General features: G+C 51.0%; 24 protein-coding genes. 10 read left to right on the top strand and 14 right to left on the bottom strand.

Annotation, left to right across the window (positions count from 1 at the left end; genetic code table 11):
- Window positions 1-16 precede the first annotated feature (16 nt).
- A complete protein-coding gene (gene yeaG, locus LVQ77_RS04915) occupies window positions 17-1,951 on the bottom strand; it encodes a protein kinase YeaG (RefSeq protein WP_232865500.1) in 1,935 nt (644 codons plus the stop codon).
- Window positions 1,952-2,377: 426 nt separating this feature from the next.
- On the opposite strand from yeaG, the gene LVQ77_RS04910 reads away from it, so the two are divergent.
- Both LVQ77_RS04910 and LVQ77_RS04905 read left to right on the top strand, forming a co-directional pair.
- Window positions 2,378-3,127, top strand: coding sequence for a MipA/OmpV family protein (locus LVQ77_RS04910; protein WP_232865499.1), 750 nt, complete (start codon window positions 2,378-2,380; stop codon window positions 3,125-3,127).
- A gap of 79 nt (window positions 3,128-3,206) precedes the next feature.
- On the top strand, window positions 3,207-4,058 hold the full coding sequence (locus LVQ77_RS04905; protein WP_232903843.1) for an aldo/keto reductase: 852 nt from the start codon (window positions 3,207-3,209) through the stop codon (window positions 4,056-4,058).
- On the opposite strand, the gene LVQ77_RS04900 is transcribed toward LVQ77_RS04905, so the two are convergent.
- Together LVQ77_RS04900 and gapA are read right to left on the bottom strand one after the other, a co-directional pair.
- Complete coding sequence (locus tag LVQ77_RS04900; protein ID WP_232903842.1) at window positions 4,055-4,942, bottom strand: D-hexose-6-phosphate mutarotase; 888 nt, start codon at window positions 4,940-4,942, stop codon at window positions 4,055-4,057. The two genes, LVQ77_RS04905 and LVQ77_RS04900, sit on opposite strands and share 4 nt — an antisense overlap.
- A 75-nt stretch (window positions 4,943-5,017) precedes the next feature.
- The gene (gapA, locus tag LVQ77_RS04895) at window positions 5,018-6,013 is read right to left on the bottom strand and encodes a glyceraldehyde-3-phosphate dehydrogenase (protein ID WP_064518118.1); all 996 of its coding nucleotides are present in this window, start codon (window positions 6,011-6,013) and stop codon (window positions 5,018-5,020) included.
- Window positions 6,014-6,359: 346 nt separating this feature from the next.
- On the opposite strand from gapA, the gene msrB reads away from it, so the two are divergent.
- Together msrB and LVQ77_RS04885 are read left to right on the top strand one after the other, a co-directional pair.
- Window positions 6,360-6,773 carry a peptide-methionine (R)-S-oxide reductase MsrB gene (gene msrB, locus LVQ77_RS04890; protein ID WP_151995474.1) on the top strand — a complete coding sequence of 138 codons (414 nt, stop codon included), beginning with the start codon at window positions 6,360-6,362 and terminating at the stop codon, window positions 6,771-6,773.
- A 42-nt stretch (window positions 6,774-6,815) separates the two neighbouring features.
- Window positions 6,816-7,091: a YeaC family protein gene (locus LVQ77_RS04885; protein WP_122974001.1), complete on the top strand. Its 276-nt coding sequence runs from the start codon at window positions 6,816-6,818 to the stop codon at window positions 7,089-7,091.
- 47 nt (window positions 7,092-7,138) lie between these two features.
- Here the strand turns inward: LVQ77_RS04885 and chiD are convergent, their stop codons facing one another.
- The 4 genes from chiD to sppA all read right to left on the bottom strand — a co-directional run bounded on the left by chiD (window position 7,139) and on the right by sppA (window position 12,208).
- Window positions 7,139-8,410, bottom strand: a complete 1,272-nt coding sequence (gene chiD, locus LVQ77_RS04880) for a chitinase ChiD (RefSeq protein ID WP_232903841.1) — start codon at window positions 8,408-8,410, stop codon at window positions 7,139-7,141.
- 202 nt (window positions 8,411-8,612) lie between these two features.
- On the bottom strand, window positions 8,613-9,242 hold the full coding sequence (gene pncA, locus LVQ77_RS04875; RefSeq protein ID WP_232865495.1) for a bifunctional nicotinamidase/pyrazinamidase: 630 nt from the start codon (window positions 9,240-9,242) through the stop codon (window positions 8,613-8,615).
- A gap of 9 nt (window positions 9,243-9,251) precedes the next feature.
- Entirely contained in the window at window positions 9,252-10,268 is a 1,017-nt protein-coding gene (gene ansA / locus LVQ77_RS04870) for an asparaginase (protein ID WP_232903840.1), read from the bottom strand.
- 89 nt (window positions 10,269-10,357) lie between these two features.
- The gene (gene sppA, locus LVQ77_RS04865; protein ID WP_232865493.1) at window positions 10,358-12,208 is read right to left on the bottom strand and encodes a signal peptide peptidase SppA; all 1,851 of its coding nucleotides are present in this window, start codon (window positions 12,206-12,208) and stop codon (window positions 10,358-10,360) included.
- 159 nt (window positions 12,209-12,367) lie between these two features.
- Here sppA and LVQ77_RS04860 point away from each other — a divergent pair, with 159 nt between their 5' ends.
- The 4 genes from LVQ77_RS04860 (at window position 12,368) to LVQ77_RS04845 (ending at window position 16,282) form a co-directional block, all read left to right on the top strand.
- On the top strand, window positions 12,368-12,919 hold the full coding sequence (locus tag LVQ77_RS04860; RefSeq protein ID WP_154153098.1) for an NAD(P)H nitroreductase: 552 nt from the start codon (window positions 12,368-12,370) through the stop codon (window positions 12,917-12,919).
- A 118-nt stretch (window positions 12,920-13,037) separates the two neighbouring features.
- Window positions 13,038-14,081: a selenide, water dikinase SelD gene (gene selD, locus LVQ77_RS04855; RefSeq protein WP_232903839.1), complete on the top strand. Its 1,044-nt coding sequence runs from the start codon at window positions 13,038-13,040 to the stop codon at window positions 14,079-14,081.
- Window positions 14,082-14,085: 4 nt separating this feature from the next.
- Complete coding sequence (locus LVQ77_RS04850) at window positions 14,086-16,074, top strand: DNA topoisomerase III (protein ID WP_232903942.1); 1,989 nt, start codon at window positions 14,086-14,088, stop codon at window positions 16,072-16,074.
- Window positions 16,001-16,282, top strand: coding sequence for a YnjH family protein (locus LVQ77_RS04845; protein WP_232903838.1), 282 nt, complete (start codon window positions 16,001-16,003; stop codon window positions 16,280-16,282). The genes LVQ77_RS04850 and LVQ77_RS04845 overlap by 74 nt, the downstream gene beginning before the upstream one ends.
- Here the strand turns inward: LVQ77_RS04845 and LVQ77_RS04840 are convergent.
- Window positions 16,248-16,655: a pyrimidine (deoxy)nucleoside triphosphate diphosphatase gene (locus tag LVQ77_RS04840; RefSeq protein WP_232865490.1), complete on the bottom strand. Its 408-nt coding sequence runs from the start codon at window positions 16,653-16,655 to the stop codon at window positions 16,248-16,250. The genes LVQ77_RS04845 and LVQ77_RS04840 overlap by 35 nt on opposite strands.
- A gap of 76 nt (window positions 16,656-16,731) precedes the next feature.
- Between LVQ77_RS04840 and LVQ77_RS04835 the strand changes: the two genes are divergently transcribed.
- Window positions 16,732-17,307: a carboxymuconolactone decarboxylase family protein gene (locus LVQ77_RS04835; protein WP_233338098.1), complete on the top strand. Its 576-nt coding sequence runs from the start codon at window positions 16,732-16,734 to the stop codon at window positions 17,305-17,307.
- Complete coding sequence (locus tag LVQ77_RS04830) at window positions 17,300-17,914, top strand: CDP-alcohol phosphatidyltransferase family protein (protein WP_232865489.1); 615 nt, start codon at window positions 17,300-17,302, stop codon at window positions 17,912-17,914. Before LVQ77_RS04835 ends, LVQ77_RS04830 begins: the two co-directional genes overlap by 8 nt.
- A 226-nt stretch (window positions 17,915-18,140) precedes the next feature.
- Here LVQ77_RS04830 and LVQ77_RS04825 read toward each other — a convergent pair whose 3' ends face one another.
- The 6 genes from LVQ77_RS04825 to xthA form a co-directional block, all read right to left on the bottom strand.
- On the bottom strand, window positions 18,141-19,436 hold the full coding sequence (locus LVQ77_RS04825) for a rhodanese-like domain-containing protein (protein ID WP_232903837.1): 1,296 nt from the start codon (window positions 19,434-19,436) through the stop codon (window positions 18,141-18,143).
- A 94-nt stretch (window positions 19,437-19,530) separates the two neighbouring features.
- Window positions 19,531-20,169 carry an ATP-binding cassette domain-containing protein gene (locus LVQ77_RS04820; RefSeq protein ID WP_232903836.1) on the bottom strand — a complete coding sequence of 213 codons (639 nt, stop codon included), beginning with the start codon at window positions 20,167-20,169 and terminating at the stop codon, window positions 19,531-19,533.
- Entirely contained in the window at window positions 20,169-21,749 is a 1,581-nt protein-coding gene (locus LVQ77_RS04815) for an ABC transporter permease (RefSeq protein ID WP_232903835.1), read from the bottom strand. The genes LVQ77_RS04820 and LVQ77_RS04815 overlap by 1 nt, the downstream gene beginning before the upstream one ends.
- Window positions 21,746-22,921: an ABC transporter substrate-binding protein gene (locus tag LVQ77_RS04810; RefSeq protein ID WP_232903834.1), complete on the bottom strand. Its 1,176-nt coding sequence runs from the start codon at window positions 22,919-22,921 to the stop codon at window positions 21,746-21,748. Before LVQ77_RS04810 ends, LVQ77_RS04815 begins: the two co-directional genes overlap by 4 nt.
- 10 nt (window positions 22,922-22,931) lie before the next feature.
- Window positions 22,932-23,591 (bottom strand): TVP38/TMEM64 family protein, encoded by a 660-nt coding sequence (locus LVQ77_RS04805; RefSeq protein ID WP_232903833.1) that lies wholly within the window; start codon window positions 23,589-23,591, stop codon window positions 22,932-22,934.
- 43 nt (window positions 23,592-23,634) lie between these two features.
- Window positions 23,635-24,441 carry an exodeoxyribonuclease III gene (xthA, locus tag LVQ77_RS04800; RefSeq protein WP_232903832.1) on the bottom strand — a complete coding sequence of 269 codons (807 nt, stop codon included), beginning with the start codon at window positions 24,439-24,441 and terminating at the stop codon, window positions 23,635-23,637.
- Window positions 24,442-24,668: the final 227 nt, after the last annotated feature.

Genomic DNA, 24,668 nt, shown 5'->3' with positions numbered 1-24,668 from the left:
CATTTTGACTTAGACGTTATGAAGATTTGCGCACCCGCAGATACCATTCGCACAGCAGACGGACTTGTTTGCGGGTATAGCCTTTCTCCATCATACGATCGACAAAGTCATCGTGTTTCTTCTGCTCGTCGGTCGAGGTTTTGGCATTGAACGAGATAACGGGCAGCAGCTCTTCGGTGTTCGAGAACATTTTCTTCTCGATAACCGTGCGCAGTTTCTCGTAGCTGGTCCAGTTAGGGTTACGACCATTATTGTTGGCTCGGGCACGCAAGACGAAGTTAACGATCTCATTACGGAAATCTTTCGGGTTGCTGATGCCAGCCGGTTTTTCAATTTTTTCCAGTTCCGCGTTCAGGGATTCACGGTCAAACAACTGGCCGGTATCCGGGTCGCGGTACTCCTGATCCTGAATCCAGAAGTCAGCGTAGGTTACATAACGGTCGAAAATGTTTTGCCCGTACTCTGAGTAAGATTCGAGGTATGCCGTCTGAATCTCTTTACCGATAAATTCAGCGTATTTAGGGATCAGATAGCCTTTCAAGTGCTCAAGATATTTCTCTGCAATATCCTGCGGGAACTGCTCGCGCTCTATCTGCTGCTCCAGGACGTAGAACAGGTGTACCGGGTTGGCAGCTACTTCCACGTGGTCAAAGTTGAACACACGGGAGAGGATTTTGAACGCAAAACGTGTCGACAGCCCGTTCATGCCTTCGTCTACACCGGCGTAATCACGATACTCCTGGTAGGATTTCGCTTTCGGGTCGGTATCTTTCAGACTTTCACCGTCATATACCCGCATTTTGGAGTAAATGCTGGAGTTTTCCGGTTCTTTCAAACGCGACAGAATCGAGAAGCGTGACAGCGTTTCCAGCGTGCCAGGGGCACATGGCGCGTGCATCAATTCAGAGTGAGTCAGCAGTTTCTCGTAGATTTTGATCTCTTCGGAAATCCGCAGGCAATAAGGCACTTTGACGATGTAAACACGGTCAAGGAACGCCTCATTGTTTTTGTTATTACGGAACGTCACCCACTCAGATTCGTTGGAGTGCGCCAGAATAATGCCGTTAAACGGCAGGGCGGAGATACCTTCAGTCCCGTTATAGTTCCCCTCCTGAGTTGCAGTCAGCAACGGGTGGAGCACTTTAATTGGGGCTTTGAACATCTCCACGAATTCCATGATGCCCTGGTTTGCGCGGCACAAAGCACCGGAATAACCATAAGCATCAGGATCGTTTTGCGCGTGGTTTTCCAGTTTACGGATATCCACTTTACCGACCAGCGCCGAAATATCCTGGTTGTTTTCGTCACCCGGTTCGGTTTTGGCGATGGCAATTTGCGCCAGAATCGACGGCCAGACTTTTACCACGCGGAATTTGGTGATGTCGCCACCAAACTCATGCAGCCGTTTTGCCGCCCACGGTGACATAATCGTGCCGAGATAGCGGTTTGGGACGCCGTACTCTTTTTCAAGAATCGAGGCATCTTCTTGCGGATTGAACAGACACAGCGGGTGGTCATTCACCGGGCTGCGTTCGCCATTGGCACTCAATGTGTAAATCGGCACACGCTGCATCAATGCTTTCAGACGTTCAGCGAGTGAGGACTTACCACCACCGACCGGCCCGAGTAAATAGAGTATCTGTTTCTTCTCTTCCAGCCCTTGGGCTGCGTGTTTGAGATAGGCAACAATCTGCTCGATGGCTTCTTCCATGCCATAGAACTCTTCAAACGCCGGATATCGGGAAATCACACGGTTCGAAAAGAGACGGGATAGCCGTGGCTCAGTGGCAGTATCCACCATCACTGGCTCACCAATGGCCATCAATAGCCTTTCTGCCGCGTTAGCATAGGCACTGCGATCTTGCTTACATACAGCAAGAAACTCCTGCAGTGTGAACTCTTCGTCCTTGGCAGCTTCATAACGCTGGCGATAGTGATCGAATATATTCATGGCATGCCGTCCTTTCGTTTTTAGCACAGGTTAGAGAGCCGAAGGTAATAGTAATGGGGGCTCCCGGAAGACGTCTCCTGAATCTTGAGCAACCCTTATGCCAACTTCGTTAGTGGCAGTTTTATTGCTGCGTTCAGCGTATTTCATCTTCCTAAAATAAAGCGTAGATGGCATTTGCAAAACTTGCATACGGCCACAAGCCAATTTCAATGACATATCAATAACTCATCCATTTATTTCTCCTTTTGTTGTTAAAGGAAGCTACGGCGTTCATATGTCGTTCATAAAAATGAAAAGAAGGTGAAACCTGTATGCGAGATGTTGATAAGTTGCTTTTAGGTTTAATTTGAGTAAAAAATTTGGGGTGAGGAGCTTCGGAGGTTACACTCTTACCGCTGATTATTTGATTAAAGGACTTAATGGATTGTGAGCAAATTCAAAATTCTGACATTAGGGGCATTGCTTGCCTCATCTTTTTCTGTTGTGCATGCCGCTGACGGCCCATGGTCTTTAGGCGCTGCAGCCCTCGTTACCCCAAACCCATATAAAGGCGATCAGGATCGTGTGTATCCAGTTCCGATGGTGGGTTACGAAGGTGATAGTTTTTACTTACGTGGTTTAAATGCGGGTTACTACCTGTGGAATGACAAGACCGATAAATTGTCTGTGACTGCGTATTATTCACCGCTCTTCTTCCGTGCGAAAGACAGTGATTCAAAAAGTATGCGTCAGTTGGACAATCGTCACGCGACGCTGATGGCTGGCCTTTCTTATGTGCATTACACCGATTATGGTTTCCTGCGTACCGTGCTTGCAGGTGATACCCTGGACAACAGTAATGGCATCACCTGGGATACCGCATGGTTATATCGCTACAACAGCGACAGATTGACTCTGACACCAGGTATCGGTGTGCAGTGGAGTAGCGATAACCAGAACGATTACTACTATGGTGTCAGCAAGAAAGAGTCCAGCCGCAGTGGCCTGAGTTCTTACGAAGCTGAAAGCAGTTGGTCACCGTATGTTGAGCTGTCAGTGAATTACAAGCTGACAGACAGCTGGAATGTATTCGGTATGGGTCGTTATGTTCGTCTGGCAGACGAAGTTACTGACAGCCCAATGATCGATAAGCAGTGGACTGGGGTATTGCTGACTGGCGTGACCTACAGTTTCTGATGGTGCAATTTGTGCATTAATACGGGGCGCTTGCGCCCCGTTTTCATTATGGTGGTGCAATGATTTAAGGAGAGTTGTCATGGCGAATCAAATTTCTTTTTCTGCATCAAAACCTTTGCCTGGTATCGGGCAGGGTACCTGGTATATGGGTGAAAACACCTCGCAACGTGCGGATGAAGTGCGTGCGCTCCAAACGGGCCTTGATCTCGGCTTAACGCTTATTGACACCGCTGAAATGTATGCTGATGGCGAGGCGGAAAAAGTGGTGGGTGAAGCTATTAGCGGCAGACGCGATGACGTTTTCCTCGTTTCAAAAGTGTACCCATGGAATGCGTCGGGGCAGCAGGCAATTGCCGCCTGCGAGGCGAGCCTGAAACGGCTAAAAACAGATTATCTCGACCTCTATTTACTGCACTGGCGTGGTGAGATCCCCCTGCAGGATACGGTCAGTGTTATGCAGCAACTGATTGAGCAAGGCAAAATTCGCCGCTGGGGTGTTTCGAATCTCGACTATGTAGATATGCAGGAGTTATGGAGTACGTCTGGTGGGCGTGGTTGTGCTACCAACCAGGTGCTTTATCACCTTGCATCTCGTGGGATTGAACATGATTTATTGCCATGGTGCCAGCAACAACATATGCCTGTTATGGCTTATTGCCCGTTAGCTCAAGCTGGACGTTTGCGTAGTGGGTTGATGAACCATCCGGCGCTCAATGAGTTGGCAAACCGTAAGGGTGTGAGCGTCGCGCAGCTATTACTGGCGTGGGTCATTCACCATGATGGTGTGATGGCCATTCCGAAAGCGGGGAGTGTGGCGCATGTGAAAGAAAATGCGGCGGCACTCGAAATTGCCTTGAGTCAGGAAGAAATAGCACTGATGGAAAAGGCGTTCCCGGCACCGGGCCGCAAAACGCCTTTAGATATGGTTTAAGCTTTTTTCGCTACACGAATAGTTGTCGCTAAACGAGCTGGTTTATCAGCGGTCGCTTTCTGCGTTGCGCTTGCACATGCGGTTTCAACACACACGAAAGTTTTGTAACCATCATCTGGCATATCTGCCATTGAAGTAGACAGTGCCGGGCCTGGGTTCCAGCCAACCACATTGACGTGGTGGTGGTGAACAACGTCGATGGTGCGGTTCAGGCTCGCATCATGAATGACGCTGCACTCTTCTGGTTCCAGATAAACACGGTCTGTGCGATCCGGGAAGGTCTGCACGCCGTCGGTTAACTGACCTTCAGAAGCGTTAAGCACTTTATCGATATATTTTTTACCCAGACCACTCACTTTCACATCAGCAATATCGCCAACGTTGAAATAAGTATGCAGAGCGGAGTTAACTTCGAACTCGCCGTGCGCTTCCAGTTCCATCTCACAGGTTTTACCCAGTTTGTAACGAGCATACAGGGTAAAGTCATGTGGCCAGTACTTGCGAGTCGCATCGCTGCTTTGCAATTCGAAGGTCAGGGCTATGCCACTTTCATCTTCGTTATGCGCAGTCAGAGTCCATGGCAGGTTGCGGGCAAAACCATGTGCTGGCAGGTCTGCTTGTGCACCAGGGCCAAACCATGGCCAGCAGATTGGCACGCCGCCACGAATAGCGGTGCCGTGTTTGAACGGTGTATTGCCGCTAAGCCAAAGCACTTCTTCTTCACCTGCTGGTTTCCAGGACAACAGGTGTGCGCCTTGCAAAGTCACAGCACCACGAGCTTGTGGATGTTCAACCACGATAACTTCCAGCTCATCAATTTGACGGCGGGAAATAGAAGGAGTGATTTGTTCAACTACTGGAAGGGCAAAAATTTTGTTAATCATTGACTCACCTATCAATCGAAGGCAAAAAAAAGGCGACCGCATGGGTCGCCTTCAGGACTAATAGCTCATCTCAACTTATTTGGAGATGTGAGCGATCAGATCCAGTACTTTGTTTGAGTAGCCAGTTTCGTTGTCGTACCAGGAAACCAGTTTCACAAAGTGGTCGTTCAGTGCGATACCAGCTTTAGCATCGAACACAGAAGTACAGATTTCGCCGTTGAAATCAGTAGATACAACGTCGTCTTCGGTGTAACCCAGAACGCCTTTCATTGGGCCTTCAGAAGCCGCTTTGATTGCTTTCTTGATTTCTTCGTAAGACGCAGCTTTTTCCAGACGAACGGTCAGGTCAACTACAGACACGTTTGGAGTTGGAACGCGGAACGCCATACCAGTGATTTTGCCGTTCAGCTCTGGCAGTACAACGCCTACAGCTTTAGCAGCACCCGTAGAAGAAGGGATGATGTTCTGAGCTGCGCCGCGGCCGCCGCGCCAGTCTTTGTGAGACGGGCCATCAACAGTTTTCTGAGTAGCGGTAGTTGCGTGAACAGTGGTCATCAGGCCTTCAACGATACCGAAGTTGTCGTTGATAACTTTAGCCAGTGGAGCCAGGCAGTTAGTGGTGCAAGATGCGTTAGAAACGATATCCTGGCCAGCATACTTCTCGAAGTTAGCACCTTTAACGAACATAGGAGTGCTGTCTTTAGAAGGACCAGTCAGAACAACCTTTTTAGCGCCAGCAGTGATGTGCTTACGAGCAGTTTCGTCAGTCAGGAACAGACCAGTTGCTTCAGCAACAACGTCTACGTTGACTTCGTTCCACTTAAGGTTAGCCGGGTCACGTTCTGCGGTAACACGGATAGTTTTGCCGTTAACAACCAGGTGGCCGTCTTTGACTTCTACAGTGCCGTTGAAACGACCGTGAGTTGAGTCGTACTTCAGCATGTAAGCCATGTATTCAGCGTCTAACAGGTCGTTGATTGCAACGATCTCGATGTCAGAACGTTCCTGAGCAGCACGGAAAACAATACGGCCGATACGGCCAAAACCGTTGATACCTACTTTGATAGTCATATATTCCACCAGCTATTTGTTAGTGAATAAAAGGTTGCCTGTAAAATTACAAAAACCTTACTCAGCGTCAAGCGGAATCGTGTCAATCATTGCGACAAATCAATCCTATGGACATCATTTGAACGACTGAACCGCCTCGCGCTTCCCTTTTGGCTCTTTATCCAAATGGGGACGATGCGAGGAATTTTAAAGGACCATTCCAACAAGAATGTGACGGCGATCACAATTGACGCTGCGCCAGAAATTCAGGGCTAAGTTTAGAACAAAAAACAGCACGGCGTTGTTAATTTTTTGTTAGAATCATGCTGTTATCAGTTACAGTTCCCACTGCCCGAGATGTACGCATATGGCTAACCAATTACCTCCTGATTTATCGAAAAAAAACCTTTCTGAGATGCAGTTTTATGTCACCCAGAAGCATGGCACTGAGCCACCGTTTTCCGGGCGTCTGCTGCATAACAAACGGGAAGGGGTGTATCACTGCCTGGTCTGCGACGCACCGTTGTTTATGTCAGAGTCTAAGTATGACTCAGGCTGCGGCTGGCCTAGCTTCTATGAACCAGTAAGCGACAGCGCTATTAACTACATCAAGGACTTCTCACATGGTATGGAGCGGATTGAAATCCGCTGCGGCAATTGTGAAGCCCACTTAGGCCATGTTTTCCCGGATGGCCCGCAGCCAACAGGTGAACGTTACTGCGTGAATTCAGCCTCATTAAACTTCACCGACGACCAAAACGGTGAGCAAATCGAAGGTTGAAAAATCGATTCAGCAAATTATTCCACAGGAACTTGCCACATGATGAACCTGGACGAGATGTTAGAAGCAATGACACCGGAAGTTTATCAACGTCTGGTGACCGCCGTTGAGCTGGGAAAATGGCCAGACGGTGTGGCACTGACGCCCGATCAAAAAGAGAACAGTTTGCAGTTAGTGATGATGTGGCAGACGCGTCATAACACTGACCCGCAGCATATGACCATCGGGACTGATGGCAACATCGTGATGAAGAGTAAGCAGCAACTTAAAGCTGAGTTCGGCATTGAGCCTGCGCCGATTATGACCGTGAAGCTGTAAACTCAAAAAACTGGGTGGCATAGTTGCCGCCCAGTTTGATTTTAAAATTAATGCTCTGTTTTAATACCCAAATCTTTCGCTAACTCTTTTGCCAACTGATTATTGTCATCTGCGCCATACTCCCAGAACATCGCGCCACCCAATCCTTTAGCTTTGATGTACTCCGCTTTGGCTGCCACTGAACGTGGGTTCTCATACGAGATAGCAAAGAGATCTTTGCCCTCGGCAGATTTCATTGTCAGATAAGGCACTTGCGCGTCGTTATCCCAGTGCTCGGTAAAACGTTTTTGCGGATCGTTGAGCATTTTGCTGACAATATCGTTGTATTTCAGATAAGTGTCTTTCGACAGATCCAGCCCAAACGATGTAAACACGGTTTTTTCCGGTTCGCCAAAATAGGGTTGGGTGACCGGGTTTTTAGCTGCGTCTGGTTTATCCCAGTCAATGCCTGGCTCCACTGCGCGCTTAGGTACGCGGCCATAGAAACCAATACCCAGATTTAGCTGCGCCGGTTTCATGCCCGCAGCAATGTAGTTACTCACCACATAATCAGCGCTGTACTTATCCGCTTTCGCAACTGTTGGCCAAGCTTTCGAGTCATAAAGATTCGAGTTGAAATACTGAGTGCCGTACGCCATGTCGTAGGCCATCAGATTGATGTAATCAAGCGCTGGCGCAATGGCTTTCATATCGACCCATTCGGTCGGGCCTTTCACGTTTGCAGCCACTGCAATGGTCAGTAATTTTTGTTTGCCCAGCGCAGTACGTAACTCATTGAGCAACGAAGTGAAGTTAGCGCGATCTTCCGGCATGCTGGCTACCAGACCCCACGCACCGTTGACCGGATATTCCCAGTCCAAATCAATACCATCCAGCCCGTATTTGGCAATAACGTCTTGTGCCGAACGGATGAACACTGCACGATTTTCAGGTGTTGCGGCAACGCCTGAAAAACCACGTGCTCCCCAGCCGCCAACCGACAGTAAAACCTTCAACTGCGGATTTTGTTTCCGCAGAGCAGGGATCTTTTCAAGGTCTGAGATGACTTTTGGCGAGAGCCAAATTTGATGCAGTTTTGATGCGTCTTTCAGTGCCGCGTTGGTTTCGTCTTTCTCATCGTTGTAAATCAGGCCAAATGAGTAGTTGAGGTGGGTTATCTGGCGCACATCAAGTTTATTGATATCACCACCAGGCCCGGCAGTAACATCACCGCCACCATTGAAATAACCGACGGAGAGGTAAGAGCTTGCTTGAGCCACACCGGCACAAGCGATTTGTATTACTGCCAGCAAGGGCAGCAGTTTACGCGTGAAGACCATAGGGTAGTTCCTCTTTGACGAGCAATATCGATTAAAAGCCTGACGTAACCCAGCGGGGCGTCAGGTAAAAAACACAGCTAACATGCTGCATTAATAAACAAATTCATTATGAGAGCGCTCTCAAGAATGAGCGAGCAATAAAAGTTCAGAATGAGAGCGGAATCGAGAAAAGGGGAGGGGCGCGATTGCGCCCTGGAGGAATTTAGTAAGTAAAATCAGCAAACGTCATTAAAGTGGCACCTGCTGCAGACATAGTCTGGAATGCCTTCAGGCTGTCCTGAGGATGAAGATTCACACCCCGGCAACCATCTGTAATCACTATCACGTCATAGCCCAATGTCAGGGCGTCGAGTACTGTGAACTTCACGCAATAATCGGTTGCTAAACCCATCACCACTAGCTGTTTGATCTCATTGCGAAATAGCCAGCTGTCAAGCTCCGTTTTCTGGCGATGCCCATTATCGAAAAAGCCACTGTAGCTATCAATTTGAGTGTTTTCGCCTTTGCGAAAAATAGCATCGATCTCCTGAGTATTCAGCAAAGGGTGAAGTTCTGCACCTTCGCTGTGTTGTACGCAGTGATTAGGCCACCAGGTTTGTCTCAACCCGTCAAGTTTACCCTGGGTGTAAGGCTCGGTTTTTTGGACGCTGGCAAAGCTTCCGTGATTAGCTGGATGCCAGTCTTGTGTGGCAACAACTGCATCCCCGCGCGTTTTGCAAAAGCTAATCAGCGCATTTGCTACATCTACGATGCTATCCCCGTCAGGGACAGCAAGGGCACCACCGGCACAAAAATCATTCTGTATATCAACCATCAACAAAGCACGTTTCATGGCGTCTCCTTACTCGTCTGGGGTGAGTTCACCACGCAAGTTGCGCGTCATGACCTCGCGAATGGCCTGCACACCCAGATTCTGGCTGAGCAAATAGTGAAGCTTAGTCAACGTCGCTTCTACAGTCATATCATAGCCGCTAACCACACCAGCCTGAGCCAGTGCGTTACCCGTCGCGTAGCCACCCATATTGACTTTACCGGACATACATTGCGTCAGGTTTACAACGATAATGCCGCGTGAACAGGCTTCTTGTAACTCTCTGAGGAATGCGCCGTGCTGCGGAGCATTACCCACACCATAAGAACGCAGGATCAGCGCTTTTACCGGCTGGCGTAAAAAGTTGCCGACAACGTCTGCTGAAATCCCTGGGTAAATCGTCACCACACCAATCGGCTGTGGGGTAATCGGGTGAACAATTAACTCGCCTTCGCTGTGTGGCGCGGCTGGCGTATTCAGGCGGCGAATGTGGATACCCGCTTCAAGCAACGGTGCCAGATTGGGTGAGGCAAAGGCATCAAAACCGTCGGCATGCGCCTTGGTGGTGCGGTTACCGCGATACAAACGGTTATTGAAGAATAGAGTGACTTCATTAATTGGGAAATTGGCAGCGATGTACAAAGAGTTAAGCAGGTTAATCTGCCCATCAGAACGAAGCTCAGCCAGGGGAATCTGCGAACCAGTCACAATCACCGGCTTGCTGAGGTTTTCCAGCATGAAGGAGAGCGCCGAGGCGGTAAACGCCATGGTGTCGGTGCCATGCAGAATCACAAAACCGTCGTACTTGTCGTAATTGGCTTTAATGTCATCAGCAATGTGCTGCCAGTCTTCTGGCGTCATGTCGGAGGAGTCCATCAATGGCTGATATTCGTGAATCGTGAAATCAGGCATTTCCTGGCGATGGAATTCTGGCATCAAAGCCAACTGGCGTTGTAAATGGCCGGAAACAGGAATGTAACCGTGCTCTGAACGCTGCATACCGATAGTACCGCCGGTATAGGCAACGTAAATGGATTTTTTTTGCATGAATAAACTCAGAGAGTTGGCGTGATTGGCCGCAGTATAATGGGATGGGGCAAAAAAATCAGCCCGGTAAATACCGGGCTGGATTTAGATTATCGTACGTCACCACAGGTGAGGCAGAAGGCGTATCGGTTTTGCGGGTCATTCATCGTGCCAAACTTATCGTTTTGCGCTTTTACCGCCAAAGCCGCATCCGCCAACGGTGCTGGCAAATATGCCTGTAATGCTTGTGGCAGCATGGCACGTACCGAGCCGCTCACGCTGTTGAATACCATATCAAGCACGCTTGGCTCATCCTGCCAGAAAACCAGGTGCCAACTTTTAAGTTTTGCAAGCTCAGCGGCTTTCGCTACGGCATCATCGAAATCACCCAGGCTGTCTACCAGGCCGTTTGCTTTTGCATCCTGACCTGTCCAGACATGACCCTGAGCGATTGCATCAATTTGCTCCGGCGTTTTCTTGCGGGAATCTGCAACCAGGTTCACAAAGCGCTTATAACCGTTCTCGATGGTCAACTGCATCATCTGTTGAACTTCCGGTGGCAGTGATTTGGTCACCGCAACATCGGCTAATGGTGAAGTCGCCACTCCATCAGTATGAACACCAATCGAATCGAGGCTGTTTTCAACGGTATTGATGACGCCAAAGATGCCAATTGATCCGGTTAACGTATTCGGGCTTGCCACGATGTAATTGGCTGGAGTTGAAATCCAGTAACCGCCGGAAGCCGCCATACCGCCCATTGAAACCACAATTGGCTTACCCGCCGCGCGTGCCGCTTCCAGCTCATCACGAATCACTTCTGATGCGGAGACGCTGCCGCCTGGGCTGTTTACGCGCAGAACAATCGATTTCACTTTCGGGTCAAGGCGCGCCTCGCGAATTTGCATTGCAGTGGTGTCACCACCAACCTGGCCTGGCGTTTCTTCGCCATCCATAATTGCGCCATTGGCGATAATGACAGCAATCGCATCGCCGGTATCAGCCGGTTTTTTCACTACATAGTCATACATACTGGTGTAGCTGAAATCTTTGTTTTCTTTGTTCCAGCCAAATTGTTTCACCATGGCTTTATCGATGGTGGCGCTGCTGGCAAGTTCATCAACCAGTTTGTTATCCAGGGCATATTTCGCGGTATCGCCCCCCAGTTTTTGCAGGTTATCAAGCAGACCCTGCGCACCCGGGAACACTTCCTGCGCCGTAATCTGGCGGTTAGCTGCAATGGTGGTGAGATAGTTTTGCCATAGCTCGCCAATCCAGCGGCTATCCGCTTCACGCGCAGCAGGTGACATATCATCACGAATAAACGGTTCCACGGCAGACTTGTAAGTGCCGACGCGGAAGATATGCGTGGAGACTTTCAGCTTATCGAGCAGCGTTTTGTAATAGAGCGAGTTGGTGGCAAAGCCGTGAAGATCCACCACGCCTTGCGGTGAGAGCCAAATTTTATTGGCAAAACTTGCCAGGTAATATTGCCCCTGGTTGTAGCTATCGCCCACGGCATAAACCGGTTTACCACTGTCACGGAATTCACGCAGTGCTTTGCCGATATATTGCATAGAAGGCTGATCGCCACCGGCAAACTCTTTCAGGTCCAGCACAATCCCGGTGATATTGCGGTCATCTTTGGCCTGTCGAATAGTATCAACCACATCAAACAACGAATTTTCCTGCAGGCGGTCTGAGCTTGCGCCAAGCAACTGGCGGCCAATCACACCCAGTTTATTGCTGACAGAAGGCTTATCGACCACCACGCCGGTGATATCCAGCAACAACGCACCGCGTGCAGGTTCTGCTGGCGCGCTGTTAATCTGCATCCAGATCCCTACGCCAACCAGCACCAGCAACACTAAAAATAGGTTGAGAATAAATTCTCGAATAAAGTTAAGCAGACGCCAGGTCCACTTAAAAAAACCGGCAACAAATCGCCCAATGGTGCGCATGTATTCTCCGTAATATCTGGCAAGCTGCATATAACAGCTTAAGTGACCGCTATCCTAAATACCCCCAGGGCAAAAGTCAGTAGGAAATCTGCCCCGCGCTGTAACAAAATCTACGGCTGTGTTAATTTCGGCGCTAAATTTCATTGCAGGAGTTATCAAATGGATGCACTTGAACTACTTCTTAACCGTCGCAGCGCTTCCCGCCTGGCGGAACCTGCTCCAGCAGGTGAAACGCTGGAAAATATCATTCGTGCAGGTATGCGTGCCCCTGATCATGGAACCTTGCAACCATGGCGCTTCATTGTCATTGAAGGCGAAGGCCGTGAGCGTTTCAGTAAGGTCATGGAAGAAGCTGCAATTGCTGAAGAGCAAGACGAAAAGGGTATCGAAAAAGCCCGTACCGCTCCGTTCCGTGCTCCTATGATTATAGCGGTCGTTGCGCATTGTGATGACAATCATAAGGTTCCGGTCTGGGAACAGGTTGTTTCTGCCGGTTGTGCGGTAATGGCAATGCAGATGGCTGCAGTAGCGCAGGGATTCAACGGGATCTGGCGTACTGGCATCTGGACTGAAAGTGAAGCCGTGCGCGACGCGCTCAAGTGTCGTGAGCAAGATGAAGTGGTCGGTTTCCTGTATCTGGGAACGCCGCAGCTTAAAGCGTCTACCACCGTTAGCGTGCCAGACATCACGCCATTTGTGCACAGATTCTAAGCAATCACGCAAAAGCTGTCTGGATTGTGACCAGCAATGGCCCAATTCAGACACTGATACTTACTACTCCCAGGCGTAAGAGTTACCATAGTGGCATTGCCAATGACAGGAGTAGTCCATGAGTGAGCAAACCGTTCGTTTGACGCAGTACAGCCACGGAGCTGGTTGCGGCTGCAAAATTTCCCCGAAAGTCCTGCAAACTATTCTGCATTCCGAGCAGGCTAAATTTGTCGACCCTAACTTGCTGGTCGGAAACGAAACCAGTGATGACGCTGCGGTTTACGATCTGGGCAACGGCACTTGTGTCATCAGCACCACCGACTTCTTTATGCCGATCGTCGACGATCCGTTCGACTTTGGGCGCATTGCTGCCACCAACGCGATTAGCGACGTTTACGCGATGGGCGGCAAACCGATTATGGCTATCGCTATACTCGGCTGGCCGATTAACACTCTCGCACCAGAAATTGCCCGCAAAGTGATTGAAGGCGGCCGTTTTGTTTGCCAGCAAGCCGGTATTTCCCTGGCGGGTGGTCATTCCATCGACGCACCGGAACCTATTTTTGGCCTTGCCGTCACCGGGATTGTGCCGACCGATCGCGTGAAGAAAAACAGCTCAGCCACAGCAGGCTGCAAACTGTTCCTCACCAAGCCGCTCGGTATTGGCGTGTTGACCACTGCTGAGAAAAAATCCCTGCTAAAACCTGAGCATTATGGCCTTGCGGCAGAAGTGATGTGCCAGCTGAATAAGCCGGGTGCCGAATTTGCCGACATCGAAGGCGTTACCGCCATGACCGATGTCACCGGCTTTGGCCTGCTGGGTCACCTCAGCGAAATGTGCCAGGGCGCAGGCGTTCAGGCCGAAGTGTGGTTTGATAAAGTGCCGAAATTACCTGATGTTGAAGATTACATCGCGCAGGGCTGTGTTCCTGGTGGTACTTCGCGCAACTTCGCAAGCTACGGTTATCTGATGGGCGAAATGACCCAGGCACAGCGTGATCTACTCTGCGACCCGCAAACCTCCGGCGGTTTGTTGTTAGCTGTTGAAGCCAACGCAGAAGACGCGGTTGCCGCCGTTGCCGAAAGAAATGGCATCAAACTGACTGCTATTGGTGAGCTAAAAACCGCCCGCGCAGGCCGCCCGATGATTGAGATTCGTTAGTCTGATGCGTCTGTTTATTGCCGAAAAACCCAGCCTCGCTCGCGCTATTGCTGATGTGCTCCCAAAACCCCATCGTCGTGGCGATGGGTTCATTGAGTGTGGGAATGGGCAAGTGGTGACCTGGTGTATCGGTCACCTGCTGGAACAGGCTCAGCCGGATGCTTACGATGCGAAATACGCGCGCTGGAACCTTGCCGACCTGCCAATCGTGCCGGAAAAATGGCAGTTGCAGCCGCGTCCATCAGTCACCAAACAGCTCAACGCCATCAAAAAACTACTCGTCCAGGCTGACGAAGTGGTTCATGCGGGTGACCCGGATCGCGAAGGGCAGTTGCTGGTGGATGAAGTTCTCGACTATCTCGATCTTGCACCGGCAAAGCGCCAGCAGGTTCAACGCTGCCTGATAAACGATCTCAACCCGCAAGCCGTTGAACGCGCTATCAGCCGTCTGCGTGCGAACAGCGAATTTATACCCTTGTGTGTTTCCGCACTCGCCCGTGCGCGTGCCGACTGGCTTTACGGCATTAACATGACCCGCGCCTACACCATTCTTGGGCGCAACGCCGGTTATCAGGGCGTGCTTTCGGTTGGGCGCGTACAAACGCCGGTGCTTGGGCTGGTGGTGCGTCGCGATGAAGAAATCGAGAATTTCATCGCAAAAGATTTCTTTGAAGTGAAAGCGCATATCGTCACGCCTGCCGATGAGCGTTTTATCGCCACCTGGATCCCCAGCGAATCTTGCGAACCGTATCAAGATGAAGAAGGGCGCTTGCTTCATCGTCCGCTAGCCGAACATGTGGTCAACCGCATCGGCGGGCAACCAGCTATTGTCACTGCCTATAATGATAAACGGGAATCAGAAGTCGCTCCGCTGCCGTTCTCGCTCTCGAGTCTACAAATCGAGGCAGCAAAGCGTTTTGGGCTAAGTGCGCAGAACGTGCTGGATATCTGCCAGAAACTCTACGAAACCCACAAACTGATTACTTATCCGCGCTCGGATAGCCGCTACTTACCGGATGAGCATTTTGCCGGGCGTCACGCAGTACTGAATGCGATTAGTGTGCATCAGCCCGATCTATTCCCGCAGCCTGCGCTGAATACCGACCTGCGTAACCGCTGCTGGGATGACAAAAAAGTCGATGCTCACCACGCAATCATTCCTACCGCACGTAGCTCCAAAATTTCGCTCTCTGAAAATGAAGCTAAAGTTTACAACCTGATTGCCCGACAATACTTAATGCAGTTCTGTGCCGATGCAGTGTTCCGCAAATGCACCATTGATCTCGATATCGCAGGCGGCAAGTTCAACGCCAAAGCGCGTTTCCTCGCCGAAGCCGGTTGGCGCACGCTGCTTGGCGGCAAAGAACGCGATGAAGAGAACGATGGTACACCGCTTCCGGTGGTGGCCAAAGGTGATGAACTGCTGTGTGAAAAAGGCGAGGTGATTGAACGCCAGACCCAGCCACCGCGCCACTTCACTGATGCGACACTGCTGTCAGCGATGACCGGGATTGCGCGTTTTGTGCAGGATAAAGATCTTAAAAAGATCCTGCGCGCCACAGACGGACTGGGCACTGAAGCGACCCGCGCCGGGATCATTGAGCTTTTGTTTAAGCGAACGTTTCTGGTCAAAAAAGGCCGCTATATTCATTCATCGGATGCCGGACGAGCGTTAATTCACTCACTCCCGGAACTGGCCGCAAGGCCGGATATGACGGCGCAATGGGAATCGACGCTGACGCAAATCAGCGAAAAGCAGTGCCGTTATCAGGACTTCATGCAACCGTTGGTACAAACGCTGTATGACCTGATTCACCAGGCTCGAACCAGGCCGGTTCATCATGCTTTCAAAGGTGTTAAAGCGCCTGACGAGCAGAAAAAATCGCGTAAGCAATGGGCGAAAAAAGAGGGAAGTGATAATGCAACTAAGAAGCCTGCTCGCCGCCGCCGTAGCGCTGATGGTGACTCTGCCAGTGATGGCGCAGCGTCTTGATCCGCAGGTAGATATCTCGGTGCCGCCGGAAGTGTTCAGCCCTCAGGGGCAGCGTGCTGCACCCTGTAACCAATGCTGCATTTATCAGGATCAAAACTATTCTGAAGGGGCTGTGGTGAAAGCTGATGGAGGCGTATTGCTGCAATGCCAGCGAGATGAAAAAACGCTTAGCACTAACCCTTTAGTTTGGCGTCGCGTAAAGACATAAACGCTTCAAGTAACGGAATATCTGCCGGGGCGAGATCATAATCAAATGCCTCGGCAGGTAAACACCAGGCCAGTTCGCTATGGCAAAGTGCTGTTAGCTCCCCGCTAAATTCGCTTACATGCCACGCATGTAAATGAACGATCCTTCCTGATACTTCACGCTTATGGCTGGCAATATAATCGCCCACTAACGCTTCAATCATTAACTCTTCTTTCAGTTCCCGCACCAACGCCTGAGGTTGAGATTCCCCCGCATCGACTTTGCCACCGGGAAACTCCCACAAACCCGCCTGATCGCCGCCTTGCGGCCGACGAGCGAGTAGAATCTTATCGTTGTGCTCAATGATTGCCGCCACAACATCAATGGTTTTCATGATACCAATCCGTTCTTTGTCTATGGGCGTGGCATAATACGCGCCACCAAAGATTATCTGAAGATCTACCCGAATTATGATTAAAAACAGCTCTCCATGGGTGATGCCGCTTAAAAAATTGCCTGCCAGTTTGCGGCCTATTATCTCAATGCAGGAAAAGCACTTCGGTGCGGTGCTGAACCCTACACGTTGGTGGGGGCGTTTTCCTTATCTATTCTGGCTGGTGGCTTTGTTTGTTGGGTTTCTTGAAAGACGCCGCTCTGGTATCGACCCGGTGGTGCGCTCGCTGGTGATGACCCGTGTTTCCCAGCAGTGCTGTTGTGAATTCTGTATTGATGCCAATAGTTTACGGCTGGCGGAGCGCAGTGGTTCGATGGACAAAGTGCTGGCGGTGGCTAACTGGCGTGAAGAAACATTGTTTTCAGCCAAGGAGCAGGCTGCGTTGGCCTATGCTGACGCCATGACCGCAACACCTCCGCAAATCAGTGATGCGCTAAAAGCCGAACTGAAAACGCATTACGATGAGAAAACCATCACAGAATTAACCGCGCTAATTGCTTTTCAAAACCTATCTGCACGCTTTAATGCCGCGCTGGATATTCCGGCGCAAGGGTTATGTGTGAGCGAACCAGGGAAAAAGCCGAATGTTTGATAGCTACCTTCATCCGCGCATAAAACCTTCACTAGAACGCCTGGCAGCCAAACTGGACAAAAGTGTCATCACCCCGGATGGGCTGACGATGTTTGGTTTTGCCATCGGAGTACTGGCTCTACCTTTCCTTGCACTGCAATGGTATGGCGCAGCGCTCGTTGCCATCGTCCTCAATCGACTGTTCGATGGATTAGATGGCGCACTGGCGAGACGGCGCGGCTTGACTGATGCTGGTGGTTTTCTCGATATCGCTCTGGATTTTCTGTTTTACGCGCTGGTGCCCTTTGGTTTTATTCTCGCCGACCCTGCACAAAATGCGCTGGCGGGCGGCTGGCTGCTGTTCGCGTTTATTGGCACCGGCAGTAGTTTTCTGGCTTTTGCAGCGGTGGCGCAAAAACACCAGCTTGATAACCCAGGCTATGCGCATAAATCGTTTTACTATCTGGGCGGGTTGACCGAGGGCACAGAGACAATTGCATTATTTGTGTTGAGTTGCCTGTTTCCACAGTGGTTTGTCTGGTTCGCGTGGGTGTTTGGTGCGCTGTGTTGGATGACGACGTTTACGCGGGTGTGGAGTGGGTATGAGACGTTGCGGAGGGTGATATAACCTGGTCCCTCATCCCGACCTTATCCCCTGAGAGGGATCTGTAAGATGGGAGGTTTTTCCGTTCACCCGAACGTCTGGTTATCTCTACAACTGTTGTTAACGGTGAACGTGCCAAGGAGAGGGCGTTCTCTCCTTGGCACGTTCACCGTGCACTGGAATTTATGGGAGCGAATAACTTACAGGTGAACGGAAAATCACCGTCCTACTATATGGGCAAAAACGGAGCCTATTCCGGCTTCCGCTCCCCACTCACAACCGGGTTCTTCGGATTACTGCTCCACTCATACCAGCCACCGTCGTACACGCCCACATTCTGCCAACCCATCGCACGGGCATACATGAAGGTTTCTGATGCGCGCCAGCCGGTGCCGCAATAGAACGCCACGTGCTGATCCGGCGTAATGTTCCAGCTTTTCCACATTGCTGCGATGTCATCAGCAGAACGCATGGTGCCGTCTGGGTTATGGAAATCTTCCATATGGGTGGAGTCTGAACCTGCATGACCCCAGCGCGCCCCGGCAATTTCACCTTTTGGCTTGATATAGCTATAGCCGCTGGTAGTGCCGATAAATTCTGGCCATGAACGAATACTCACCAAAGAAGCATCTTTACGGCCGAGCAACCCGCGAGCCTGTTCTGTATCAAGCATCAGCTGTGGCTGGCCTGGGATTGGCGCTCCAAAGTCTGCCGCAGGTTTAACGTCACTCGGTAAGCCGCGTTCCACAGGCAGTTTGGCGTCAGACCAGCTCTGCCAACCGCCATCAAGCAAACGCACATCTTTCACACCTGCATACAGCAGAATTTGCGCAACGCGTGCCGCAGCGTAGACATCACGCCCGTACATCACCACGGTGGTGTCATGGCGAATGCCGTGTTTGGCTAACAAAGCCTTGAGCTTGTCGTCGGATACTTTATTCCACAACGGCTCGCTTTCGATATCGTTGGTATCGATGTAATCCGCGCCAGGAATATGGCTCAGCAAATACTGCTTAGGCGCGCCCCAGGCGGCTTCGATGATTTTAACTTCGCCCGCGGGCTTCGCCGCAACGGGTTTGTTCTGCATCAGGTTATGCAGCCACTGTGGGTAAACGAGCTGCTCGAAGTGCGCCATTTTCTGCAAACGCGAAGGCTGTTGCAAAGCATCGGAGAGCAGCGCGATATGCGAGTAGCCCAGCTTAGCCAGACGCTCTTTAACTGCTTGGGTTTCAGCGCTTTGACCATACAGCGCAATCAGGCTGTCTGGTGCGATGCTGTGTTGCTTTGCCCACAGTTGCAGTTGCTCATCGTTCATCATACCTAACCAACTGGCAGACAAATTCAGTGCAGCAGGTTCATGCCCACCCACACCATGAACGGTTTGTGGCCAGCCGTTATAAAAGGCACTTGGACGTGTATCAATTACCACGCCTTTTTGCGCCTGAAGATTGGAGAAAGTCATCTGAGAAGGCTGACCTGCGGCGAAAGCCATATGCGCCAACCCGGATAACATCAAGGCGGCGGTTAGTTGAGAAACACGTTTCATCTTATAACCTGAAAAGAAGAGAAAAAAAGAGCCGCTATTCTTGCCGAATAACGGCGGCTATTCCTTGCGATAACGCATAATTATGTATGACAAATTAATAGCCGGAATCATTGACCGTAATAATATGCCCGCCCGTGGGAATATCTTGCGGATCGTGTGTTACCAGTACCACCGGAATGGCTTGTTGCTCAACCTGCTGCCAGATGAACTGACGGAACTGCTCGCGTAAGGTTTGATCCAATCGTGAAAACGGCTCATCGAGCAATAACGCTTCGGGTTTCGCCAGTAATGCCCGCAACACGCTAACGCGCGCGCGCTCACCACCGGAAAGTGTTGCAGGGTCGCGTCGAGAAAAATTGGTTAGCTGCGCATTTGCCAGCGCTTGTTCGACATAATACTGCCGTTGTTCGCGCCCTTTAATTGTTGCGGGAAGGGCCATCGCCAGGTTTTGTCCAACATTCAAATGCGCAAACAGCAGGGCATCCTGAAAAAGAATGCCAATATTTCGCCGCGCGGTTGGGAGCGTATCGCGGCGTTGCTGATTCAGCCACAGCTCTCCTGTAACGCTAAATTCCACAGGCAGCGCACCAATCATCCAACTCAGAAATGTCGATTTTCCTGCCCCGGAGGGGCCCATCAGCGTCAATACTTCACCGGGAGAGACTGTGAAGCTTATATTTTGAATCAACGAGCGGGTGGCATTAGAAATGGAACAATCCTGAACACGCAGCATTAGCGTAATCCTTGTCGATAATGGGTGAACAAACTGCTGAGCTGTCGCATCACAATAAACATGATTGCCGGAAGTAGCATTTGTAGCAACGCCTGAATGGCCTGCTGCTGCGGGTCGCCGCCGCTACTGAGTGCCACAGTTTCTGTTGTGACGGAGGTAAAGCGCCCGGCACCTGCGTACAGCGTCGGTAAATATTGCGCGACGCTCACCGAAAACCCGACAGCCAGTGCTGCCAGTAGCGGTCGGGTAAGCAATGGCAGCTTAACCCAGCATAAAATCTTCCACGGTGACCAGCCAAATGTTTGCGCAGTAATCGCCAGGCGCGAGTCAAACTGTTGCCATGCGGGGCGTGCGACCAGAAGCATGTAGGGGACAACCCACAGCAAATGGCTCCAGATAACGCCCAGCCAACGACCGTCCTGCTCCATAACCAGCAATATCTGATATTGCCCAGCAACCAGCGGTAGAGCGGGTAAGAAAAGCGGGAGCGCAAGCCAGAGATCAAAGCGTGAACTTCCCCCTTCCAGCCACAGAACAACCACCAGTAAACCTGTCAGGCTGCTTGCCAGCGCCAGCACTAACGTGGTGATTAAAGGTGACAGTTCAGCCGCTTGCCAGCCGGAAAGGGCGAAGGCATCGGGCAAGAGTGCCGGGTAAAACCAGCCGTCTGCAAATGACCACATCACCAGCATTGCTATCGCTGCAACGCCTGTGAGGGTCATGATAAAACCTGATCCTAATGCCAGAGGCTGAATGCTGAGTTGATGGCGCTTCCCGGAAAATTGTCCCAGGCAGCGGCGGCTGAACCGCCATATGGCGTAACCAACGGTAGTAAAAATTACCAGCATCACCACCAGCAGCATTGACGTCAACATGCCCATTGCCACACGTTGTGGATCGGCATCGTTGAGCCACTGCCAGGCCAGAACGGCGAGTGTTGGTGGATTGGATGGACCCAGAATGATTGCCACATCCACGACAGACAGGCTGTAAGCCACCACCGCTAACAACGCCCATTTCAGGCGCGGCAATAACTGTGCGACCAGCACCCGCATGCGGCTTTGCAATGGGCCATAGCCCAGGCTTTGTGCCACGGTAAGCTGTTGGGAAAGGGACCGTTGGTTGAGCTGTGTGCTGGCAATCCATAGCAGGAACCAGCACTCTTTCAGCGCCAGTAAGATACCCAGCCCAACACCATTTTCATCAAGATGAAACGACACGCCGCATAGACGCGCCAGCCAGCCATTATCGGAAAGCAGGAATAAAAAACCGCTGGCAAAAGCGACGTGTGGTAGCGCTAAAAGTAGCGGCAGTCGCGAGGTCAAACGTTGCCAGTGCGCGCCTGGCCATAAGCCGCAAAGCAGTACAAGGCAAAGAGTCAACGAGCCGATAACACTAATCATGGTCGAATATAGTGTCGCCTGCAGCGCATCTGGCCACTGGTTGTCGGCCCAAAGCTGACGCCAGATATCGGGCATCAACATTGGTTTTGCCATCATCACTAAGCCTGGTAGCAGCGGAGCAAAAACGCACCCCACTGCGAGCAAGGCTAATGTGCGTTGCAGCCAGCGGTTACTCACTTCGCTCCGTAGCGCTGTAACCACTCTTTTTCTAGCGCATCAACCCAGGCAGAATGAGGTTCAGCCAGATATGGCACCGCTTGCTGATGGCCTGGTTTTTGCGCATCAAGCTGTTCATTTAATGGCGCAGGTAGCGTTGCGCTATCCAGAATGGTGGCATCACCCCAGATTACCGGGGTAGCTTTGCGAATTTGCGCTTGTGGCGACATCAGGAAATTTGCCAGCACCTGAGCTCCTGCCTGGGCGCGGGCATTGGCTGGAATAGTCACAAAATGGACATTGCCCAACATGCCTTTTTCAAAGCCAAAGGCTTGTGCTGTTTTCGGCAGTCGTTTGCGGTCGATAAGGTTATCGACGTGTGCGGGATTGAATGTCACAGAAAACAGCAACTCACCATCTGCCAGCATACGGTCCATACGCGCGGGTGTTGGTGGGAAAGCTTTACCTTCGCGCCACAATAGAGGATGCAGTTTATCCAGGTACTCCCACAGTGGAGCAGTGACTTGCTTAAAGGTCGCGGGATCCGGCGGCAGGCGTAGCGCCTGTGTGTCGTGGGTCAGCACAATCAGTAACTGCTCGATAAATGCGGTACCGGTAAAATCGGGTGGGCGAGGATAGCTCAGTTTACCTGGGTTTTTTTCGGCGAATACCAGTAGTTCGGCTGCGCTACGCGGGAATTTCACATCAGGTTGTTCGTTGCCAATCAACATCAACTGTGCGCTGCCCCAGGGGGCTTCAGCACCGTCCGTAGGCTGGGAGAAATCTTCGCGCACCGGTTTCTTCTGGTCTACATAACGCCAGTTGGGTAATTCCCATGCCCAGCCTTCTTTCAACAATCCCGCTTGTTTCAATGTGCGGAAGTTTTCACCGTTGACCCACAGTAAATCAACCGAACCATTTTCTTTGCGTCCGGCGGCGGCTTCACTCTGAATGCGTTTTACCGCATCAGCGGCATCAGCCAGGCGCACCACTTTTACCGTCACGCCGTACTGCTGCTTCATTTCACTTGCTACCCAGTCGAGATAACTGTTTACCGCCGGGTCGCCACCCCAGGCGTTGAAGTAAACGGTCTGACCGTTCGCCTGCTCGCGCAGAGTGTTCCAGTTGGTGGGTTGTGCAAAGGTTGTGAAGCTGAACGCAACAAGCGACAGCAAAAGCGTTAAAAGGCGCAAAGTGGGGTCCTTATGATTTTCGGAGCATGCGGACTAACCGGCGTGACGCCAGCGGCAGCAAACCCAACAAAATAAACATCACGATCATGCCGGGTGAAAGAATATCGCTAAGGGTACGCAACTGGCTTAGTTGGCGCCCAGCGTTGAGATAAACCACGATCGCCGGCAGCATCCCGACAAGGCTAACGGCAAAATAGCGCAGCGTTTTGATTGGCGTCAGGCCCATCAACAAATTTATCAGAAAGAACGGGAAAACAGGCGTTAGTCGTAGCGCAAAAAGATAGTACAACCCTTCGCGCTCCATGCCGCGGTTAATCGACGACATCGGCGCAGCAAAACGAAGCTGTACCCAGTCACGTAACAAATAGCGGCTGATGAGCATTGCGAGTGTTGCACCACAGGTTGCAGCCAGCGCCACCAGCACGGTTCCCTGAATCAAACCAAATTGCGAACCTGCCAGCAGCGTTAATAGTGTGGCACCGGGAATCGAAAGGGTGGTGACCACAACATAAATTACAAAAAATGCCATTGCCGTTTGCAGCGGATGCAGCTGATGCCAGGTAGAGAATTGTGCCTGGTAATGTTGCAGTGCCGCCAGGCTACCCGGCGGCAGGAAGATAATTAGCAGGATAAAAACAACCACCAGAGCGGCAAAAAGTAACTTACGCATTGGGCAAGAAACCGTAGCGCCAGGTGATGTTCATACAACGTCCTTACAGTTTAAATTCAGCCCACACTGGTGCATGGTCAGAAGGTTTTTCCATACTACGAATATCGTAATCAATGCCGGTCGCGATACAACGTTCGGCAAGCGGTTGGCTTGCCAGAAGCAGATCGATACGCAGACCGCGGTTGTCATCAAAGCCTTTTGAGCGGTAATCAAACCATGAAAACTTGTCGTTAGTTTCCGGGTTAGCGTGGCGGAAAGTATCAACCAGGCCCCAGCTTTTCAGGCGATCCATCCATTCACGTTCTTCTGGCAGGAATGAGCATTTACCGGTACGTAACCAACGCTTGCGGTTATCTTCGCCAATGCCGATATCCAGATCGGTTGGGCTGATATTCACATCACCCATAATCAACACCGGGTTGTCTTTATTCAGTTCGCTATCGAGGAAGTTTTGCAGGTCCTGGTAGAACTTCGCTTTGGCTGGGAATTTGGTCGGGTGGTCGCGGCTTTCGCCCTGCGGGAAGTAACCGTTAATCACCGTCAGGTTGCCTAATGGCGTTGGAAGCTCCGCCATAATGATGCGGCGCTGTGCTTCTTCATCGTCACCCGGGAAGCCACGGCGTACTGAAATCGGCGTCTCTTTGGTTAATAACGCCACACCGTAATGGCCTTTCTGACCATGATAAAAGACGTTGTAGCCCAGTTTTGCGACATCTTCGAGCGGGAACATATCGTCGTGGACTTTCGTTTCCTGCAAACCGATAACATCAGGCTGATGTTGTTCCACAATGGCTTGAAGTTGATGTGGGCGGGCGCGCAGGCCGTTGATATTAAAAGAGACGAATTTCATAAGTCGCTGCCGTGGTTGCTTAACAATGTTGCAGGATGGTAGCAGAAAAAGCGGGGAAGTGAGACTGATGGCCAATTTTTTCCCTGGGCGAATTTGAACTGAGCAAAATCTGCACCAAAATACGCCACGCCGCCCCGTTTTGGGGCGTAAACAACGTGCAAACCCCATCATCGATCACAAATCCAGTATTATATTTTCCCACTGCATAATCTTTCTTGTTTTTATCT

The sequence above is a fragment of the Buttiauxella cochleicola genome (assembly GCF_021282435.1).
GTDB lineage: Bacteria > Pseudomonadota > Gammaproteobacteria > Enterobacterales > Enterobacteriaceae > Buttiauxella > Buttiauxella massiliensis.
Note: the sequence above shows the minus strand (reverse complement) of the source record. Positions and strands in the feature narration are given on the sequence as shown.

Bases quoted from the DNA above. Each gene is read 5' to 3' on its own strand.
- ansA (WP_232903840.1), bottom strand. From the start codon at position 10,268: ATGCAAAAAAAATCCATTTACGTTGCCTATACCGGCGGTACTATCGGT.
- LVQ77_RS04900 (WP_232903842.1), bottom strand. From the start codon at position 4,942: ATGATTAACAAAATTTTTGCCCTTCCAGTAGTTGAACAAATCACTCCT.
- gapA (WP_064518118.1), bottom strand. From the start codon at position 6,013: ATGACTATCAAAGTAGGTATCAACGGTTTTGGCCGTATCGGCCGTATT.
- LVQ77_RS04845 (WP_232903838.1), top strand. From the start codon at position 16,001: ATGCAACTAAGAAGCCTGCTCGCCGCCGCCGTAGCGCTGATGGTGACT.
- LVQ77_RS04885 (WP_122974001.1), top strand. From the start codon at position 6,816: ATGAACCTGGACGAGATGTTAGAAGCAATGACACCGGAAGTTTATCAA.
- LVQ77_RS04820 (WP_232903836.1), bottom strand. From the start codon at position 20,169: ATGCTGCGTGTTCAGGATTGTTCCATTTCTAATGCCACCCGCTCGTTG.
- LVQ77_RS04805 (WP_232903833.1), bottom strand. From the start codon at position 23,591: ATGCGTAAGTTACTTTTTGCCGCTCTGGTGGTTGTTTTTATCCTGCTA.
- LVQ77_RS04850 (WP_232903942.1), top strand. From the start codon at position 14,086: ATGCGTCTGTTTATTGCCGAAAAACCCAGCCTCGCTCGCGCTATTGCT.
- pncA (WP_232865495.1), bottom strand. From the start codon at position 9,242: ATGAAACGTGCTTTGTTGATGGTTGATATACAGAATGATTTTTGTGCC.
- selD (WP_232903839.1), top strand. From the start codon at position 13,038: ATGAGTGAGCAAACCGTTCGTTTGACGCAGTACAGCCACGGAGCTGGT.
- LVQ77_RS04860 (WP_154153098.1), top strand. From the start codon at position 12,368: ATGGATGCACTTGAACTACTTCTTAACCGTCGCAGCGCTTCCCGCCTG.
- LVQ77_RS04830 (WP_232865489.1), top strand. From the start codon at position 17,300: ATGTTTGATAGCTACCTTCATCCGCGCATAAAACCTTCACTAGAACGC.
- msrB (WP_151995474.1), top strand. From the start codon at position 6,360: ATGGCTAACCAATTACCTCCTGATTTATCGAAAAAAAACCTTTCTGAG.
- LVQ77_RS04840 (WP_232865490.1), bottom strand. From the start codon at position 16,655: ATGAAAACCATTGATGTTGTGGCGGCAATCATTGAGCACAACGATAAG.
- LVQ77_RS04905 (WP_232903843.1), top strand. From the start codon at position 3,207: ATGGCGAATCAAATTTCTTTTTCTGCATCAAAACCTTTGCCTGGTATC.
- yeaG (WP_232865500.1), bottom strand. From the start codon at position 1,951: ATGAATATATTCGATCACTATCGCCAGCGTTATGAAGCTGCCAAGGAC.
- LVQ77_RS04825 (WP_232903837.1), bottom strand. From the start codon at position 19,436: ATGAAACGTGTTTCTCAACTAACCGCCGCCTTGATGTTATCCGGGTTG.
- chiD (WP_232903841.1), bottom strand. From the start codon at position 8,410: ATGGTCTTCACGCGTAAACTGCTGCCCTTGCTGGCAGTAATACAAATC.
- xthA (WP_232903832.1), bottom strand. From the start codon at position 24,441: ATGAAATTCGTCTCTTTTAATATCAACGGCCTGCGCGCCCGCCCACAT.
- LVQ77_RS04835 (WP_233338098.1), top strand. From the start codon at position 16,732: ATGATTAAAAACAGCTCTCCATGGGTGATGCCGCTTAAAAAATTGCCT.
- sppA (WP_232865493.1), bottom strand. From the start codon at position 12,208: ATGCGCACCATTGGGCGATTTGTTGCCGGTTTTTTTAAGTGGACCTGG.